This is a genomic window from Bradyrhizobium sp. Kon10 (genome assembly GCF_055807395.1).
The window spans coordinates 30,734-48,227 of sequence record NZ_JBVVOZ010000037.1; the positions used below are offsets into that span (position 1 = coordinate 30,734).

The window sequence follows — 17,494 nt, forward strand, 5'->3', positions numbered from 1 at the left end:
GTCATCGCTCCCGCGCCAGTCGGGGATCGAGCAGATCACGCAAGCCGTCGCCGAGAAGGTTGAGGCCGAGCACGGCAATCGCGATCGCGGCGCCCGGATAGACCGCCAGCATCGGCGACTGGAACAGCAGCGTCTGCGCATCATTGAGCATCCGTCCCCAGGACGGCTGCGGCGGTTGGGTGCCGAGGCCGAGATAGGACAGCGCGGCTTCGGCCAAAATTGCGAGCGCGAACTGGATGGTGGCCTGCACGATCAGGATCGACAGGATGTTGGGCAGCACATGCTCGATGGTGATGCGGAATTTGCCCTTCCCCGCGGCGCGCGCGGCCAGCACGAATTCGCGCGCCCAGATCGCGTTGGCCGAGCCGCGCGTCAGCCGGGTCAGCGTCGGAATCTGGAAAATGCCGATCGCAATGATCGAGGTCACCATGCCCGGCCCCACCACCGCCGCCAGCATGATCGCGGAGAGCACAGCCGGAAAGGCGAAGGTGAAGTCGGAGAAGCGCATGATGATCTCTTCGGTCCAGCCGCGGCGGGCCGAGGCGATCAGGCCGAGGCAGACGCCGAAGCTGAGGCCGATGCTGACAGCGATGATGCCGACCATGATGGTGGAACGGGCGCCGGCCAGCAGCAGCGAGACGATGTCGCGGCCGAAGGAATCGGTGCCGAGCCAGTGCGCCGCGGATGGCGGCCGGAGCTTCGAGGCGATGTCGATCTCATAGGGCGACCACGGCGTCCACAGCAGCGAGAGCAGCGCCGAACCGATCACCACAAGCACCAATGCACCACCCAGCGTGAAGCTGCGATGCCGCAGCGCCCTGCGCCAAAAGCCCGTGGCGGGAGGCGTCGGCGCGGTTGCCGTCGGCAGTCCGACCGCGGTGGCGAGCGGATCACTCACAGATCGTGCACCTTGATGCGCGGGTCGACGAAGGCATAGAGCACATCGACCACGAAATTGACGATGACGACCATGGCAGCCAGCAGCATCACGCAATTGCGCACCACGATCAGGTCGCGGTTGGCGATCGACTGGAAGATCAGCCGGCCGAGGCCCGGCAGGTAGAACACGTTCTCGATCACGATGGTGCCGGCGAGCAGATTGGCGAATTGCAGCCCCATCACCGTCATGACCGGGATCATGGCGTTGCGCAGCACGTGGCTCCACAGCACTTCGCGCTTGCCGAGGCCCTTTGCGCGCGCGGTGCGGACGAAATCTTCACGCAGCACCTCGAGCACGGCGGAGCGCGTGACCCGCGCGAGAATCGCGGCCTGCACCACCGCCAGCGAGACCGCCGGCAGCAGCAGCGACTTGATGCCGGGCCAGACGCCCTCGTCCCAGCCAGCAAAGCCGCCGGCCGACAACCATTGCAGCCGCACCGAGAACAGCAGCACCAGGAGGATCGCAAACCAGAAGTTCGGCAGCGCGATGCCGATTTGCGTCAACGACATCACCCCGACATCGCCGAGCTTGTTGTGGTTGGCGGCGGTGTAGATGCCGGCCGAGAGCGCCAGCGTCACCGTGATCAGCATCGACATGATCGCAAGCGGAACGGTCAGCGCCAGCCGCTCCGCGATCAGGCTCGCGACCGGCGTGCCGTAGACATAGGAGTTGCCGAGATCGCCGATCAGCAGCCCCTTGATCCATTGCAGATAGCGAATAGCCAGCGGCTGGTCGAGCCCGAGCTTGACGGTGAGGGCCCGCACCGCGTCCGGCGACGCATCAGCCCCCATCAGCATCTGCGCGGCATTGCCGGGAAGCGCGTCCAGCACCAGGAAGATGATCACGGAGGCGCCGACCAGCGTCGCCAGCAAGGTCAGCAGACGTCGGAGGACAAATACGCTCATGCACGCTCGGTTTCAGGGCTCATCCGCGGCACGATCAACATGTCCGGACGCCCGACGCAAGTGCTTTAGAATGCCAGGAGGGTGCTCGGCCTGCATGGTTCGAGACGCCCGCTTTGGCGGGCTCCTCACCATGAGGGGTTACCGTTTCGCCGCAAACCGAGACCTCATCCTGAGGAGCCCGCCCAAAGCGGGCGTCTCGAAGGATGGCCACAAGCAAAGTGTCTTTCCCGAACCCCATCTCAGCCGGGCCAGCGGGAGAGAAGGTCGGTTGACGCCTCGAACAGGGCGCTGACGCGCAGCAACTCGGCATCGGCGCGGAAGCGGCCGACGAGCTGAAGCCCGATCGGCAGGCCATCGCTCCCGAAGCCGCAAGGCAGACTGATCGCGGGATGGCCGGTCATGTTGAACGGCATGGTCCAGGGGAACCAATGCGGTCGGACGCTGTCGAAATGCCGGCCGTCGATCTCGATGGTGCCGAACAGGTCCTGGTCGATCGGCAGCGCGGTGCGGGTGAGGGTCGGCATCGCCAGCAGGTGGCCGCGCGCCAGCAGGGATTGCACCCGGCGGAACAACGCGGTCCGCGCGAACATAGCCTCCTGGTATTCGACCCCGCTGACATTGGTCGCCAGCGCGACCTGCTTGACGAAGGCTTCGCTCAGGGCGTCGCCGTGCTCGGCTACGAGCTTCGCAAAGCGCGTGCGCCAGACCGTGTGGTTGATGGCGCGCCAGGTCGGCTCGATGTCGAAACCGTCGCCGGAGAATTCCTCGAGCTCGGCACCCAGGCTCGCGAGCCGATCGAGGCTCGCCTTGAAGGCCGCCACAACGTCCGAAGACACTGGACGGCCGGACGGCGAGACACAGAACAGGATCTTCTGCCCGCGCAGATCGCCGCGCGGGGCGGCGGTGCCGATGAAATCGGGCACGGGCACGCCGATCGACCAGGGATCGCAGGCATCCTCGCCGGCCATCGCCTGCATCATCAGCGCGGTATCGGCGACATCGCGCGTCATCGGCGTGACATAGGTCTGGTTGCCGAAGGCATCGAGCGCCTGGCTGTGCGCGATCACCCCGTTGCTCTGCTTCAGTCCGACCACGCCGTTGCAGGCCGCGGGAATGCGCGTCGAGCCGCCGCCATCGGTCGCGATCGCCAGCGGCGCGATGCCGCTGGCAACGGCCACCGCCGCACCGCCGCTGGAGCCGCCGGACGACCGCCGCGCGTCCCATGCATTGCGGGTGCGGCCGAACAGCGGCGCATCGGTCAGGCACTTGCTGCCGAATTCCGGCGTCGTGGTCTTGCCGATCAGGATCGCGCCCTCACTGCGCAGCTTTGCGACTGCGACCGCATCCTCGGTCGGCACATTGTCCTTGTAGGGAACGGCGCCGAACGTGGTGGTCACGCGCCTGGTGTTGACGATGTCCTTGACGGTGACGGGAATGCCGTGCAGCAGGCCGAGCGGCTCGCCAGCCATCAGCTTGCGCTCGGCGGCGCGCGCCTCGGCCATCGCCTCGTCGCCGCAGATCGTGATGAAGCAGTTCAGCTCGGGCTGGAGGGCTTCGGCGCGCGCGAGCACGGCGCGGGTGACCTCGACGGGGGACATCTCCCTTGCAGCAAAGAGGCCGCGCAGTTCGGTTGCGGACAGCAGGCAGGGATCGCCGTTCATTGTCAGATCACGCTCCGAAGCCGGCCCTCATTGGCCGATAGCATTGACAGGGAGAATGACACTTCTGTTAACTCAGCGTCCAATACGATTTTGATGGCCAACCCATACGTTTTCGGTATGCCTATGGATCTTCGCCGGCTCCGCTACTTCGTCGCCGTGGCCGAGGCGCGCAGCGTCGGCAAGGCCGCCGAACGGCTGCGGATGGCGCAGCCGCCGCTCTCGGTCCAGATCCGCAAGCTCGAGGCCGAGATCGGCGCGCCGCTGTTCCGTCGCGGCACGCACGGCATGGACCTGACCGAGGCGGGCCAGGCGCTGCTGGCGCGCGCAGGGGAAGCACTCGCACTTGCGGCCGACGGCGCCGAAGCCGCGCGTGCGGTGGCCTCGGGACGGCGCGGGCGGTTGTCGGTCGGCTACATGATCGTGCTGGGCAATGCGGTGCTGCCGCGACTGATCCCCGAGTTGCGCCGGTCCGTGCCCGGTGTCGACCTCGAATTCGCCGAGCTCAGCGCATCGACGCGCGAGGCGCGGCTGCTCGACCGCAGCGTCACCGTCGCGCTGTGCATGCCGGCGATCCATCATCCCGAAATTCAGGTGGCGCGGATCGGCGCGCAGCCGCTCATGCTGGCGATGCCGATCCGCTCGCCGCTCGCCCGCCTGGGCGCGGTGCCCTTGGCGAAATTGCAGGGCCGTCCGCTGATTGCGCTGCCGCCGCCGGACCAGGACCCCGCCTCCTCCGCGGTTGCCGCCGTGCTGCGGCGACACCAGATCGTGATGCCGATCGCCAGCCGGGTGGAGACGGTGCATGCGGCGATGAGCCTGGTCCTGGCCGGTGAAGGTCTTGCGATCCTGCCGGCCTGCGCCAGTCTCGCGGCGCCGCGCGGAGTCGTGTTCAGGCGGCTGCGCGATGCCACCGATTCCATCGACATCGCGGTGTGCTGGCGCCGGGATTCCGAGAGCCCGCTGGTCCGCACCTTGCTCAAATGCGCCGAGAAGGTGGTCGCGCGGCTGTGAGGCGGATTACCAGCTCCATGTGATCTCGCGACTCCACGGCGGATCCGCGCCCGGGCGGGTGCAGGTCAGGCCGGCGCAATTGGCGGCAAAGGACAGCGCGCGGCGGAGCTCATCTGCGCTGATATCCTTCAGTTGCTGCCGAGCGAGACGTCTCTGCTTGTGCAGCGCGAACAGCAGCGCGGCCTGAAAACTGTCGCCGGCACCGATGGTGTCGGCGACCTCGATCTTCGGCGCAGGGACTTCGACAGGGCCGGCTTTCGCATGCCAGGCGATGGCGCCGTTGTTGCCGCGCGTGATGACGACGAGGCTCGCGCCCTGCCCCAGCATTGCGTTTGCCCGTTGCTGATAAGGCTCGTCGCCATAGAGGTAGGCGAAGTCGACGTCGGACATCTTGATGAGATCGGCAGTCCCGGCGAACTCGGCCATCCGTGCAAGATAGGCCGGCTTGTCCTTGACCAGATTGGGCCGGCAGTTCGGATCGAGCGAGATCGTCGATAACGCCCGCGCATCCGCGATCAGCGCTTTGGTCTCTGCCGCGCCCTGGTCGTTCACGAGCGTGGTCGAGCCGACATGGAGAGCTTCGACCGTGTCAAAGGGAATGGACCCGCGCCGATAAGTCCAGTTCCGCGTCGCCGTCTCGGCATCATAAAAGGCATAGTGCGACTCGCCCGCAACAATTTGCACGAAAGCGAGTGTGGTCTGATGATCGCTGCGGGTGGCGAGACCGAGATCGACATGAGAGGCGGCGGCATGGTCGGCGATCATGCGTCCGAACATGTCGATTGAGATACCGCCGAGGAAGCCGGTGGGTGCGCCTAGGCGCGCCATGCCGATTGCGACGTTAAGGCAGGAGCCGCCGACCGCCGGCATCACCGCCTCGCGTCCATTAGCGTTTCGGGTCGGCACGAAATCGATCAGCGCATCGCCGCAGGAAATCAGCATCCGTCTCAACCTCTGGCGATGTCGCGCATCGCGGCACGGCTGCCGCGATCGACCTCGCGCAGCAGCTTGTAGACGTCGCGCTTGCGGGCGTGAAACGCAGCCATGTCCGGCGCGGTCGGCTCGCTCTTGCCTCCCAGCGCCGACATTTTCGCCATGGTCTCGCCGATCGAAACACAGGCGCCGCCGGCTACCGCCCCGAGCATCGCGGCGCCCAGCAGCACCGGCTCTTTCGTTTGCGGCAGCGCGACCGTGAGACCGGTGGTATCGGCCATGATCTGCCGCACCAGCGGACTGCGGCTGGCGCCGCCGCCCATGATCATGATGCTGGAGTGAACGCCATGCGCGGCAAAAGCTTCGATCACCTCGGCGAGCCCGTAGGCGAGTCCGCACAGGCCGGCGACGAACAGCCGCTCCATCGCGCCGGTGTCGGTGTCGAGATCGAGCCCCGCGATCACCGCGCGCGTATCGGGATCGGCGTAAGGCGAGCGGTTGCCGATGAATTCGGGGAGGACATGGACGTCGCGGGCCAGCAGCGCAGCACGGCTGGCATCGCCGGCGCGCGCGATGATGCGACGCTCCAGGTGCTCGATCAGGTCAACGCCCTCGCTGCGCGCCGCCGCGTTCGCCTCGGCATGGCCCGGATGCGATTTGAGGAGATGGTCGATCGCCGCGCCCGCGGCCGATTGACCGCCCTCGTTGAGCCAGAAGTCCGGCACCATGCCGGAATAATACGGCCCCCACACGCCCGGCACGAAGCACGGCTGTTTCGTCGTGGCCATGATGCAGGCCGACGTTCCCATGATGTAGGCAAGGCGATCGCTGACATCGGTCGCCCCGCCCGATCCGTCACGGCCGCCGATCGCGCCGATGCCGCCGGCATGCGCATCGATCAGCGACGCGCCGACGGGCGTGCCCGGCGTCAGGCCGAGATCGGCCGCGGCTGCACGGGTGAGACCGTCGCCGAGCCGGGTGCCAGGCGCTACGATGCCGGTGCCGATGCGCGCATATTTCTCGGCCACGAACTCCGAAAGACCGATGCGCTTGAAGAATGGCGCGCTCCAGCCGCCGCCGTCATGGGCGAGATAATTCCATTTGCAGGTGACGGTGCAGGTCGAGCGCTGCAACGAGCCGGTGGCGCGCCAGGTCAGGTAATCCGCCAGATCGAAGAAATGACCCGCGGCGTCAAAGCTCGCCCGCATGTGCCGCTTCAGCCATAACAGCTTTGGCATCTCCATCTCGGGCGAGATCGAGCCGCCGACATAGCGCAGCACTGAATCTTCGGTCTCATTGATCAGCCGCGCCTCGGCCGTGGCGCGATGGTCCATCCAGACGATGACGTTGCGCTGCTTGTCGCCGGACGTGCTGACGGTGACCGGCTCGCCCTGCCGGTCGAGGACGACCAGCGAACAGGTCGCATCAAAACCGATGCCGCCGATGCTGTCGGGCGCAACGCCGGCCTCCGCCATCGCGGCCCGCACCGATTTCACGCAGGCGTGCCAGATGTCGGAGGACGACTGCTCGACGATATCGCCGGCCTCTTGCCAGATTCGAATAGGATGCCTGGCCGTCGCCAGAAGCGTGCCGGCTTCGTCAAACACCCCTGCCCGCGTGCTCGTGGTCCCTACGTCGACGCCGATATACGCTCGCGGCATTGTCACTCCCGATCGCTTTCGTCAATTTTGACGCAAGCCTACCAGCAAGTGTAGCCGCCATCCACCAGCACGATGCTGCCGGTCATCAGGCTCGCGGCCTCGGAGGCCAGGAACAGGACGACGGAGGCGATCTCGTCGACCTGCCCCATCCGCCCCATTGGGGTTCCACCGATCCAGGCGTCGTACATTTTGGCGTTGCTCTTGACGAAGGCGTTGAGCGGCGTCTCGATATAGGTCGGCGCCACCGCGTTGACGCGGATGCCGCGCGCGCCCCATTCGGCGGCCAGCGACTTGGTCAAATGGTGCACGCCGGCCTTGGAAGCATTGTAGAACGCCTGTTCCTGCGGCTTGTTGACGATGAAGCCCGACATCGAGCCGATATTGACGATGGCGCCGCTTTTGGCCTTGAGCATGTGCTTGCCGAACTCGCGGCAGCACCAGAACGTGCCGTTGAGATTGACGTCGATGACGTTGAGCCAGTGCTCGTCCGTCACGGTCTCCGCCGGCGTCTCGCTGCGGGCGATGCCGGCATTGTTGACGAGGATATCGACCTTGCCATGGCGGGCGACGAGGTCGTTGGCGACTTCCGCCACGCGCTTGGTGTCGGTGACGTCCATGATCGCAGTTTCAACGTCATAGCCTTTCGCCTTCAGGCTGGCCTTGGCGCTGTCGGCCATCTTGCTGTCGCGGTCGCCGATCACGACCCTGGCGCCCGCCTCGGCCAGCGCCTCCGCGCAGGCCAGCCCAATGCCCTGCCCACCGCCGGTGATGAACGCGGTCTTGCCGGTCAGCTTGAATTTTTCCAGGTACATGTTGATTGTCCGTTTCTTGCCGTTTTCTTGCGGTTTTCTTGCCGTTTCTCGTCAGCCCCGAATGGCGTTGCCGCTCGCGTCGAAGCGATGGATGCGCGCGGGGTCCGGCACCAGCGACACTCGGTCGCCGGCATGCAGGCTCAGTTCGCCGATGTAGCGCGCCGTCAGCATGCCGAGTGGCCCGGCATCGACATAGAGGAAGGTGTCGCTGCCGAGATGCTCGGCGACCGCAATCGTGCCGAGCCAACCGCCGGCGCCGTCGCGCTCGATCTTGAGATGTTCCGGCCGCACGCCGATGGTGATCGCGCCCTGCTGCGTGGCTGGGTCGCCCGTCACCAGATTCATCTTCGGCGAGCCGATGAAGCCGGCGACGAACAGATTCGCGGGCTTTTCGTACAGATCCAGCGGCGAGCCGTATTGCTCGATCTTGCCGCCGTTGAGCACGACGATCTTGTCGGCCATGGTCATGGCCTCGACCTGATCATGGGTGACGTAGATCGCGGTGGTGCCGAGCTGCTTCTGCAGCCGCGTCACCTCGATGCGCATCTGCACGCGCAAGGCCGCATCGAGGTTCGACAGCGGCTCGTCGAACAGGAACGCCTTGGGCTCGCGGACGATGGCGCGCCCGATCGCGACGCGCTGGCGCTGACCGCCGGAGAGCTCGCGCGGCTTGCGGTCGAGATAGGGCGTGAGGTTCAGCGTCGCGGCCGCCGCCTCGACCTTGCGGTTGATCTCGTCCTTGGCGAGCCCCGCCATCTTCAGACCGAAGCCGATATTGCCGCGCACGCTCATATGCGGATAAAGCGCGTAGGACTGGAACACCATCGACAGGCCGCGCTTGGCGGGCGGTGTGTCGACGACGTTCTTGCCGTCGATCAAGATCTTGCCGCCGGAGACGTCCTCAAGCCCGGCGATCAGCCGCAACAACGTGGTCTTGCCGCAGCCGGAGGGCCCGACGAACACCACAAAGGAGCCGTCCTCGATCTCGAGATCGGCGCCCTTGATGATGTGCACTGGGCCGAAGGACTTTTGCACGTCCTGAAGTGTAATCTGACCCATGATCCGGCAGCCCTTCTTACTTTACCGCGCCAAAGGTGAGCCCGCGCACGAGCTGCTTCTGGCTGAACCAACCGAGGACGAGAATGGGCGCGATCGCCAGCGTGGAGGCCGCCGACAATTTTGCCCAGAACAGCCCTTCCGGGCTCGAATAGGACGCGATGAACACGGTGAGCGGCGCAGCGCTCGAGGTCGACAGATTGAGCGTCCAGAACGCCTCGTTCCAGGCCAGGATCAGATTGAGCAGCAGCGTCGAGGCCAGGCCCGGGATCGCCATCGGCGTCAGCACATAGACGAGCTCGCGGCCGATGGTGGCGCCGTCCATGCGCGCGGCTTCGAGGATGTCGCGCGGGATCTCCTTGAAATAGGTGAACAGCATCCAGATCACGATCGGCAGATTGCCGAGGCAGAGGATGAAGATCAGTCCAGCACGGGAATCGAGCAAGCCGAAGGTCCTGTAGATCAGGTAGATCGGCACCAGCACGCCGACCGGCGGCATCATCTTGGTCGAGAGCATCCAGAGCAGGATGTCCTTGGTGCGCTTCGTCGGCGAGAATGCCATCGACCAGGCCGCAGGGATCGCGATCAGCAGCGCAATCAGCGTCGAGCCGCCGGCGATCATGATCGAGTTGAGCGCGTGATGCAGATAGTCGCTGCGCTCCTGCACGGTCGCATAGTTTTCCAGGGTCCAGTGGAAGAACAGGAAGGACGGCGGAATGGCGAAGGCCTCGAGCTCGGTCTTGAAGCTCGCCAGCACCATCCACAGGATCGGGAAGAAGATCAGGAAGCCGAAGAACCAGGCTCCGATCGTCGATATCGCCACCCGCCGCGTCGTCGCCATCCGCGCCATGGTCTCACGTCTCCAGATTGCGGCCGACGATGCGGACCAGGAAGAAGGCGACGACATTGGCGATCACCACCGCCACGAGGCCGCCGGCCGACGCGGTGCCGACGTCGTACTGGATCAGCGCCTGCGAATAGATCAGGAACGCGATGTTGGTGGTCTGAAGGCCCGGGCCGCCGCCCGTGGTGACGTAGATTTCCGCGAACACGGTCAGCAGGAAGATGGTCTCGATCAGGATCACCACCGTGATCGGCCGCGCCAGGTGCGGCAGCGTGATGTAGATGAAAGCCGAGAGCGCGCTGGCGCCATCCATCTCGGCCGCCTCCTTCTGCTCCTCGTCGAGCGATTGCAGCGCGGTGAGCAGGATCAGCGTCGCGAACGGCAGCCATTGCCAGGCAACGATCAGGATCACGGCGAGCAGCGGCGCGTCGGTGAACCAGTCGATCGGGGTCAGCCCGAACACCGAGGCGATCCAGGCAAACAGCCCGGACACCGGATGCATCAACAGATTCTTCCAGACCAGCGCGCTCACCGTGGGCATCACGAAGAACGGCGCGATCACCATCAACCGCACGATGTTGAGGCCGATCACGGGCTGGTCGAGCAGCACCGCCAGCGGAATGCCAAGCAGGATGGTCAGCGCCAGCACCGAGCCGACCAGCACCAGCGTGTTCTGAAGCGAGGCGAGGAAGGCGGGATCGGTGAGGAAGTAACGAAAATTCTCCAGACCGACGAACGCCTCGGAGCCGGGGTCGAGCAGGCTGTAATGCAGCGTCGCGAAATAGATCGTCAGCGCGAGCGGAACGATCATCCATATGAACAGCAGCCCGACGGCAGGGGCGAGAAGCGACCGCGCAAGGAACTGCGTCTGCCGGGTTGCCATCCACGCGTCTCCTCGGGCGGGGGAAAAGGCGGCCATCCATCAAGCGATAGTGGATGGCCGCAGGTGTGAGCTCAGGGAGAGCCCCGGGTCTAGTTTCTGGTCTATTTGATGTAGCCGGCGCGCTTCATCTCACGCTCGGTCGAGGATTGAGCCGCGGCAAGCGCTGCGTCGACCGTCATCGAGCCGGCGAGTGCGGCCGAGAACTGCTGGCCCACCTGAGTGCCGATGCCCTGGAATTCAGGGATGGCGGCGTATTGCACGCCGACATAAGGCACCGGCTTCACGGTCGGCTTGTTCGGATTGGCGGCGTCGATCGAGGCCAGCGTCAGCTTGGCGAACGGGGCGACTTTCAGATAGTCGGGGTTCTGGTAGAGCGACGTCCGCGTGCCCGGCGGCACGTTGGCCCAGCCGTCCTTCGCAGCCACGAGCTTGGTGTAGTCCTTGCTGGTCGCCCAGGCGATGAACTTCTCGGCCGCCTCGCTCTTCTTCGAGCCGGCGGGAATCGCGAGACTCCAGGCCCACAGCCAGTTGGCGTTCTTGCCGAGCCCGGCGTTGGGCGCGAGCGCGAAACCGACCTTGTCGGCGACCTTGGAGTCCTTCGGGTTGGTGACGAAGGATGCCGCCACGGTGGCGTCAATCCACATCGCGCATTTGCCGGCGTTGAACAGCGCGAGGTTCTCGTTGAAGCCGTTGGAGCTGGCGCCGGGAGGGCCGGCCTCCTTCATGAGATTGACGTACGTCGTGAGCGTCGTCTTCCATTCCGGCGTGTTGAACTGCGGCTCCCACTTCTCGTCGAACCAGCGCGCGCCGTAGGAATTGGCCATGGCGGACAGGAACGCCATGTTCTCGCCCCAGCCGGCCTTGCCGCGCAGGCAGATGCCGTAGACACCCGCGCTCTTGTCGGTGAGCTTCTTGGCCGCGTCGACCACGAAGTTCCACGTCGGGCTCTCCGGCATCTTCAACCCGGCCTTCTCGAACAGGTCAGTGCGGTACATCACCATTGAGCTCTCGCCGTAGAACGGCGCGGCATAGAGCTTGCCGTCGACGGAGACCGCATCCCTGATCTTCGGCAGGAGGTCGGCGACATCGTAGTCGGCACCGAGATTGGCGAGCGGCACCAGCCAACCCTTCTTGGCCCAGATCGGCACTTCGTAGGTGCCGATGGTCAGCACGTCGAACTGGCCGCCCTTGGTGGCGATGTCGGTGGTGACGCGCTGACGCAGCACGTTTTCCTCCAGCGTCACCCATTTGACGGTGATATCGGGATTTTTCTTGGTGAAGTCACCCGTCATCCCCTGCATGCGGATCATGTCGCCGTTGTTGACGGTGGCGATCGTCAGGGTCGTTTCGGCCATCACGGGGACGGCCAGCAACAGGCAAGACGCGCCGCAGACGGCGCCGAGGACGTGTTTCACGATGACCTCCCTAAACTCGCGTTTCTGAGCATATGCCCACGCGTTGAGCGTATGTTCAACCGAGGGGCGGCGATTGTCAAGCAGGCGCGCGGCTGTCTCGGCAACTTATGAGTGCTGCGGTGCGGGAGGGACGAGAGATGACGCCTCACCCACGCTGTCATGCCCCGCGAAGGCAGGGCATCCAGTACTCCGTGCCGTCTATTGGTTTGCCCCAAGAGGAGCCGCGGCGTACTGGATCGTCCGCCTTCGCGGACGATGACAGTGTTACGTGGGGAAAGACCACCCGCCTCGCAGGCACGCGAAGAGCGAGCCGCCCTATCTCTCCAGAATCGCGCGCGCGGTGGCCTCGTCCGTGATCAAGCCGTTGATCAGCCGTCCGTTCAGCGCCGCGGCGATCGCCGGCACCTTGGCCCCGCCGACCGCGGCGCCGATCGTGGTGGCCTTGGCCGGCACTTCCGGCGGAATGCTGGTCAGGCGCTTGTTGGTGCCGGCCTTGAGCAAGCGGCCTTTCGCGTCATAGGCCCAGCCGGTGATCTCGCCGATGGCGCCCTGCCGCATCATCTCGAACAATTCGTCGCGGGTGACAAAGCCGTCAATATGGATCTGCGCCTTCTGGTCCATCTGCCCGATGCCGACGAGCCGCAGATCGGCCTTGGCCGCGACCGCCTTCACCTTGGCGATCGGCTCGATCCGGACCATCTTGTTGCGCTCGTCCTCGGACGACATCAGGAACGGCAGCGGCATCGGATAGTGCCGCGCGCCGGTGCGGTCGGCGAGCCGGCCGACGGTATCGTAGAAGCTCGCTGAGCCGTCGGCAGAGATGTTGCCGACCAGCGAAACGATCTGGTGGTTGGGCCGGTCGATCGGCGTAACGCGCTCGACTGCAGCGCGCACCGCGCGCCCGGTGCCGAGCGCGACGATCACCGGCGTCTCCGCGCGCAACGTCGAATCCAGCAGATTGGCGCAGCGTTCGGCGATGCCGGCGGTAGCCTGCAGCGCCGCTGGATCGGCCGGCACCACCTCGCAATGGACGAGATCGAAACGCTGCTTCAACCGCGCCGCCAGCTCCATGCAGGCGGCGATGGGATGTTCGAGGCGGAACGTGATCAGCCGCTCGGCGAGGCATAGCGAGACCAGCCGCTGGGCAGAGGCCCGCGACACCTGGAGCATCTTTGCGATCTCGTCCTGGGTGTGGCCGGCAATGAAATAAAGCCAGCCGGCGCGCGCGGCGTCGTCGAGCCGTGATTTTTCGTTCTCGACGGCCATGATGGCCTCACGCCTCCCAGAAATCGCTCATGCGCGCGAAGACCCGATCGGCCCCGGCCGCGGACAATAGCGCCTTGCCATCACGGGCGCCATAATGGCTGCCGCCGACAAATCCCCAGACCGTCATGCCGGCCGCCTTCGCGGCTTGGACGCCGCTGACGCTGTCCTCGATCACCAGCGCGCGCGAGGGATCGGCCTGCATCCTCGCGGCGGCATAGAGGAAGAGATCCGGGGCGGGCTTGCCGTGCTTGACCATCTGCGCAGTGTAAAGCCGGTCGCCAAAATGGCTGCGGAGGCCGGTGACGTCGAGCGACAGCGAGACACGATCGATGTCGCTGGAGGACGCCACGCAGAACGGCGCGTGCAACGCGGATATCACATCGGCGACGCCTGAGATGGGTTGAAGCGACCCAGCGAAGCTGTTCAGCACATGCGACTTCAATCGTGGCAGAAAGCCGACCGGCACGGCCTGTCCAAGGTCACGATAATGCTGCTCGATCGCCTTCGTGCTGCGTCCGAGGAAGAGTTCGAGTGCCTGTCCTTCGCTAAGCGCGATCCCAAACTCGGCCAGCACCTCCGACAGGCACCGACAGCTCAACAGCTCGCTATCGACGAGCACGCCATCGCAATCGAAGATGATGAGATCGGGCTCCGGCCGGTTTTGGTCCATGCGGCTATTCGATCATATGCCCACTTCGTGAGCAATAGCTCACATTCCGACGTCGCGTTCGCGGTGCTGCCCGCGAACGGACCAGCCCCCGCTATGCACAGACTTAACGTGATCTTAAAGTTGTGGCGCTGATCTGCTGCTCGCTCTCTCAGCAGCGAGGCGTGAGACGTTCATGCTCAAGGACGGTACGTACCGGGCGTGGTTCAAGACACCGACCGGCCAAGGCACGGGCATCGCCCATGTCGCGGACGGGGTGATCTGGGGCTGCGACGGAGTCATGACGTACAGCGGCACCGTCGAGGTCAGCGGTGAGCGATTTACCGCAACCCTCCTAACCAAGAGGCACACCGATCAGCTGCCAACCGTGTTCGGAACCGACGACGAACTCAAGCTGACGCTGGAGGGAACCTGCTCCGGCAAGATCGCTCAATACACAGCAACGGCTGAACAGTTCCCCGGCGTGCTGCTCGAAGGCACGCTCATTTACAATGAAGAGCAGCCGCCCGCGCCGGCAGCGCAACAGCCGGCGCCGAAATTCGACCCGTCCAAGCTCCCGAAGTTGCCAAAGCGCTCGCGCTGACGGCGATAGGCGCCGACGCGCACGAGCGAACCCGCCGGGCGCAGTTGATCGCGCCCTACCTCCGCTGATTATAGACGTCGATGCACACGGCTCCGAGCAGCACCAGGCCCTTGATCACCTGCTGGTAGTCGATGCCGATGCCGAGGATGGACATGCCGTTGTTCATCACGCCCATGATCATCGCGCCGACCACGGCGCCGCCGACCCGACCCACACCGCCATAGGCCGACGCGCCGCCGATGAAGCAGGCGGCGATGACGTCGAGCTCGAAGCCAAGACCGGCCTTGGGCGTCGCGGTGTTAAGGCGCGCGGCGAATACGAGGCCGGCAAGCGCGGCCAGCACGCCCATGTTGACGAAGGTGAAGAAGGTCAACCGCTCGGTCTTGATGCCCGACAGGCCGGCCGCCTTGGCATTGCCGCCGACGGCATAGATGTGCCGGCCGATCACGGTGCGCCGGGTGACGAAGCCGTACAGCGCGATCAGTACGCTCATGATCACCAGCACGTTGGGCAGGCCGCGATAGGTCGCGATCAGATAGGTGAAGTAGAGCACCGCGCAGGCCAGCACGATGCTCTTACCCAGGAAGAACGCATACGGCTCGGCCTCGATCCCGTGCGACAGCTCGCGCGCCCGGCCCCTGGCGCTGGCATAAACCATCCCCAGCGCCAGCACGGCGCCGATCAGCATCGAGGTCGGATGCAGCGTGCCGGCTTCGGGCAGCAGTTCGGGGATGAAGCCCGATGACAGCTTCTGGAACGTCGCCGGGAACGGCCCAAGCGACTGCCCTTGCAACACCGCGAGCGCAAGCCCCTTGAACACGAGCATGCCGGCCAATGTGACGATAAAGGACGGGATCTTGAAATAGGCAACCCAGTAGCCTTGCGCGGCGCCGATGGCCGCGCCGACCACGAGGCAGGCGATGAAGGCGAGCGTGTAATCGACCTTGTACGTCACCATCAGCAAGGCAGCCACGGCACCGACGAAGCCCGCGACCGAACCGACCGAAAGGTCGATGTGCCCGGTCACGATCACCAGCAGCATGCCCAGCGCCATGATGACGATGTAGCTGTTCTGGAGCACCAGATTGGTCAGGTTGAGCGGCTGGAGCAGCGTGCCGCCGGTCATCACCTGGAAGAACAGCATGATCGCGATCAGCGACATCAGCATGCCGTAATTGCGCAAATTGTTCTTGATGAAGCTGCCGTGCTGGCGCTCCTCGGGCAGCGAAACCGTCTTGTCGGTCATGGCTGCATTCCTCCCATCTCCGCGGCCTCAGGCACGCCGTTTCCATTGCTTCGTTCATTGCGCATGATGGCGCGCATGATCTTTTCCTGCGTCGCCTCGGTGCCCGGGAACTCGCCGACGAAGGCGCCGTCGTTCATGACACAGATGCGGTCGCAGATGCCGAGCAGCTCGGGCATCTCCGAGGAGATGACCACGACGCCGCGGCCGGCTTCCGCAAGTTCGTTGATGATACAGTAAATCTCATATTTGGCACCGACGTCGATGCCCCGGGTCGGCTCGTCCAGGATCAAGACCTTGGGATCGGTCATCAGCCATTTCGACAAGACCACCTTCTGCTGGTTACCGCCGGACAGCTGGCCGGTCTCCTGGTAGACGTCGGAGCAGCGAATCCGCATCCGGTTCCGGTAATCGGTAGCAACCTTGAGCTCGGCGATGTCGTCGATCACCCGGCCGGGCGCGACCTGGTCAAGGCTCGCCAGGGTGATGTTCTTGCGGACGTCGTCGGCCAGGATCAGCCCGAGCTGCTTGCGGTCCTCGGTGACGTAGGCAAGGCCGGCGTCGATCGCGGCCGCGACGTTCGGCAGCGCGATCTGACGGCCCTCGAGCGCGATGCGGCCGCTGATGTTGGTGCCCCAGGCGCGGCCGAACAGGCTCATCGCGAACTCGGTGCGGCCGGCGCCCATCAGCCCGGCGATGCCCACGACCTCGCCGCGCCTGACGCCGAAATTGACGTTCTTGATCACCTGCCGCTCGGGATGGATCGGGTGATAGACTGACCAGTTCTCCACGGCGAGGACCGGTTCGCCGATCTTGGCGCTGCGCTCGGGGAAGCGATGGGCGAGATCGCGGTTGACCATGCTGCGGATGATGCGGTCTTCCTGGATCGCCTCGGTGCGGCAATCGATGCCGTCGACGGTGCGGCCGTCGCGCAGCACGGTGATGTGATCGGCGACGCGGGCGACCTCGTTGAGCTTGTGCGAGATCAGGATCGACGCGATGCCCTGCTCGCGGAAGGTCATCAGGCGTTCGAGCAGAGCCGCGCTGTCGGCCTCGTTGAGGCTGGCGGTCGGCTCGTCCAGGATCAGCATCCGCACCCGCTTGGAGAGCGCCTTTGCGATCTCGACGAGCTGCTGCTTGCCGACGCCGATATCGGTGATCAGCGTATCCGGGGATTCCTTCAGGCCGACCTGCGCCAAGAGATCGCGCGTGCGCCGGTACACCTCGTCGCGGTCGATCACCCCTAATCTTGACGGCGGATGCGACAGGAAGATGTTCTCCGCGATCGACATCAGCGGGATCAGCGCCAGCTCCTGGTGAATGATGATGATTCCGAGCGCTTCGGAATCGTTGATGTCGCGAAAAAGCCGCTCCTCGCCGTCGAAGATGATGGTGCCCTCGTAGCTGCCATGCGGATAGACCCCGCTCAGCACCTTCATCAGCGTGGATTTGCCTGCGCCGTTCTCGCCGACGAGGGCGTGGATCTGGCCGGCCTCGACCGAGAAGTTGACGTCGCGCAGCGCCTGCACGCCGGCAAAGCTCTTGCTGACGTTGCGCATCTCCAGCATTGCAGTCATCGCTTCATGTCCCTCCTTCGCCTCTCCCCGCTTGCGG

16 protein-coding genes are annotated in these 17,494 nt (G+C 65.1%); 2 read left to right on the plus strand and 14 right to left on the minus strand.

Going from position 1 to position 17,494, the window contains the following annotated elements; all coding sequences use genetic code 11:
- Window position 1 precedes the first annotated feature (1 nt).
- The 3 genes from AC0L2O_RS31525 to AC0L2O_RS31535 all read right to left on the minus strand — a co-directional run bounded on the left by AC0L2O_RS31525 (window position 2) and on the right by AC0L2O_RS31535 (window position 3,506).
- Window positions 2–898, minus strand: coding sequence for an ABC transporter permease (locus tag AC0L2O_RS31525; RefSeq protein ID WP_369724918.1), 897 nt, complete (start codon window positions 896–898; stop codon window positions 2–4).
- Window positions 895–1,845, minus strand: coding sequence for an ABC transporter permease (locus AC0L2O_RS31530; RefSeq protein WP_473372512.1), 951 nt, complete (start codon window positions 1,843–1,845; stop codon window positions 895–897). The genes AC0L2O_RS31525 and AC0L2O_RS31530 overlap by 4 nt, the downstream gene beginning before the upstream one ends.
- Before the next feature lie 239 nt (window positions 1,846–2,084).
- Window positions 2,085–3,506, minus strand: a complete 1,422-nt coding sequence (locus AC0L2O_RS31535; RefSeq protein ID WP_473372513.1) for an amidase — start codon at window positions 3,504–3,506, stop codon at window positions 2,085–2,087.
- 123 nt (window positions 3,507–3,629) lie between these two features.
- Here AC0L2O_RS31535 and AC0L2O_RS31540 point away from each other — a divergent pair, with 123 nt between their 5' ends.
- Window positions 3,630–4,517, plus strand: a complete 888-nt coding sequence (locus AC0L2O_RS31540; protein ID WP_473372530.1) for a LysR substrate-binding domain-containing protein — start codon at window positions 3,630–3,632, stop codon at window positions 4,515–4,517.
- A 6-nt stretch (window positions 4,518–4,523) separates the two neighbouring features.
- Here AC0L2O_RS31540 and AC0L2O_RS31545 read toward each other — a convergent pair whose 3' ends face one another.
- The 9 genes from AC0L2O_RS31545 to AC0L2O_RS31585 form a co-directional block, all read right to left on the minus strand.
- Window positions 4,524–5,459 (minus strand): carbohydrate kinase family protein, encoded by a 936-nt coding sequence (locus AC0L2O_RS31545; RefSeq protein WP_473372514.1) that lies wholly within the window; start codon window positions 5,457–5,459, stop codon window positions 4,524–4,526.
- Between the two features lie 5 nt (window positions 5,460–5,464).
- Window positions 5,465–7,111 (minus strand): FGGY-family carbohydrate kinase, encoded by a 1,647-nt coding sequence (locus tag AC0L2O_RS31550; RefSeq protein ID WP_409189404.1) that lies wholly within the window; start codon window positions 7,109–7,111, stop codon window positions 5,465–5,467.
- A gap of 38 nt (window positions 7,112–7,149) precedes the next feature.
- Window positions 7,150–7,923, minus strand: coding sequence for an SDR family NAD(P)-dependent oxidoreductase (locus tag AC0L2O_RS31555; protein ID WP_369724927.1), 774 nt, complete (start codon window positions 7,921–7,923; stop codon window positions 7,150–7,152).
- Window positions 7,924–7,974: 51 nt separating this feature from the next.
- Window positions 7,975–8,982 (minus strand): ABC transporter ATP-binding protein, encoded by a 1,008-nt coding sequence (locus AC0L2O_RS31560; protein WP_369724929.1) that lies wholly within the window; start codon window positions 8,980–8,982, stop codon window positions 7,975–7,977.
- Window positions 8,983–8,998: 16 nt separating this feature from the next.
- Window positions 8,999–9,829, minus strand: coding sequence for a carbohydrate ABC transporter permease (locus AC0L2O_RS31565; protein WP_369724931.1), 831 nt, complete (start codon window positions 9,827–9,829; stop codon window positions 8,999–9,001).
- Between the two features lie 4 nt (window positions 9,830–9,833).
- Window positions 9,834–10,706, minus strand: coding sequence for a carbohydrate ABC transporter permease (locus tag AC0L2O_RS31570; protein WP_369724933.1), 873 nt, complete (start codon window positions 10,704–10,706; stop codon window positions 9,834–9,836).
- Between the two features lie 101 nt (window positions 10,707–10,807).
- A complete protein-coding gene (locus AC0L2O_RS31575; protein WP_473372515.1) occupies window positions 10,808–12,121 on the minus strand; it encodes an ABC transporter substrate-binding protein in 1,314 nt (437 codons plus the stop codon).
- 315 nt (window positions 12,122–12,436) lie between these two features.
- A complete protein-coding gene (locus AC0L2O_RS31580) occupies window positions 12,437–13,387 on the minus strand; it encodes a sugar-binding transcriptional regulator (protein WP_409189406.1) in 951 nt (316 codons plus the stop codon).
- A 7-nt stretch (window positions 13,388–13,394) separates the two neighbouring features.
- Window positions 13,395–14,057, minus strand: a complete 663-nt coding sequence (locus AC0L2O_RS31585) for an HAD family hydrolase (RefSeq protein ID WP_409189407.1) — start codon at window positions 14,055–14,057, stop codon at window positions 13,395–13,397.
- Between the two features lie 172 nt (window positions 14,058–14,229).
- Between AC0L2O_RS31585 and AC0L2O_RS31590 the strand changes: the two genes are divergently transcribed.
- Window positions 14,230–14,637: a hypothetical protein gene (locus AC0L2O_RS31590; protein WP_369724941.1), complete on the plus strand. Its 408-nt coding sequence runs from the start codon at window positions 14,230–14,232 to the stop codon at window positions 14,635–14,637.
- A 55-nt stretch (window positions 14,638–14,692) separates the two neighbouring features.
- Here AC0L2O_RS31590 and mmsB read toward each other — a convergent pair whose 3' ends face one another.
- Window positions 14,693–15,883, minus strand: a complete 1,191-nt coding sequence (gene mmsB / locus AC0L2O_RS31595) for a multiple monosaccharide ABC transporter permease (RefSeq protein WP_473372516.1) — start codon at window positions 15,881–15,883, stop codon at window positions 14,693–14,695.
- Window positions 15,880–17,457: a multiple monosaccharide ABC transporter ATP-binding protein gene (mmsA, locus tag AC0L2O_RS31600; protein ID WP_473372517.1), complete on the minus strand. Its 1,578-nt coding sequence runs from the start codon at window positions 17,455–17,457 to the stop codon at window positions 15,880–15,882. Before mmsA ends, mmsB begins: the two co-directional genes overlap by 4 nt.
- Window positions 17,458–17,494 lie beyond the last annotated feature (37 nt).

Bases quoted from the DNA above. Each gene is read 5' to 3' on its own strand.
- AC0L2O_RS31530 (WP_473372512.1), bottom strand. From the start codon at position 1,845: ATGAGCGTATTTGTCCTCCGACGTCTGCTGACCTTGCTGGCGACGCTG.
- AC0L2O_RS31535 (WP_473372513.1), bottom strand. From the start codon at position 3,506: ATGAACGGCGATCCCTGCCTGCTGTCCGCAACCGAACTGCGCGGCCTC.
- AC0L2O_RS31540 (WP_473372530.1), top strand. From the start codon at position 3,630: ATGGATCTTCGCCGGCTCCGCTACTTCGTCGCCGTGGCCGAGGCGCGC.
- AC0L2O_RS31545 (WP_473372514.1), bottom strand. From the start codon at position 5,459: ATGCTGATTTCCTGCGGCGATGCGCTGATCGATTTCGTGCCGACCCGA.
- AC0L2O_RS31550 (WP_409189404.1), bottom strand. From the start codon at position 7,111: ATGCCGCGAGCGTATATCGGCGTCGACGTAGGGACCACGAGCACGCGG.
- AC0L2O_RS31555 (WP_369724927.1), bottom strand. From the start codon at position 7,923: ATGTACCTGGAAAAATTCAAGCTGACCGGCAAGACCGCGTTCATCACC.
- AC0L2O_RS31560 (WP_369724929.1), bottom strand. From the start codon at position 8,982: ATGGGTCAGATTACACTTCAGGACGTGCAAAAGTCCTTCGGCCCAGTG.
- AC0L2O_RS31565 (WP_369724931.1), bottom strand. From the start codon at position 9,829: ATGGCGCGGATGGCGACGACGCGGCGGGTGGCGATATCGACGATCGGA.
- AC0L2O_RS31570 (WP_369724933.1), bottom strand. From the start codon at position 10,706: ATGGCAACCCGGCAGACGCAGTTCCTTGCGCGGTCGCTTCTCGCCCCT.
- AC0L2O_RS31580 (WP_409189406.1), bottom strand. From the start codon at position 13,387: ATGGCCGTCGAGAACGAAAAATCACGGCTCGACGACGCCGCGCGCGCC.
- AC0L2O_RS31585 (WP_409189407.1), bottom strand. From the start codon at position 14,057: ATGGACCAAAACCGGCCGGAGCCCGATCTCATCATCTTCGATTGCGAT.
- AC0L2O_RS31590 (WP_369724941.1), top strand. From the start codon at position 14,230: ATGCTCAAGGACGGTACGTACCGGGCGTGGTTCAAGACACCGACCGGC.
- mmsB (WP_473372516.1), bottom strand. From the start codon at position 15,883: ATGACCGACAAGACGGTTTCGCTGCCCGAGGAGCGCCAGCACGGCAGC.
- mmsA (WP_473372517.1), bottom strand. From the start codon at position 17,457: ATGACTGCAATGCTGGAGATGCGCAACGTCAGCAAGAGCTTTGCCGGC.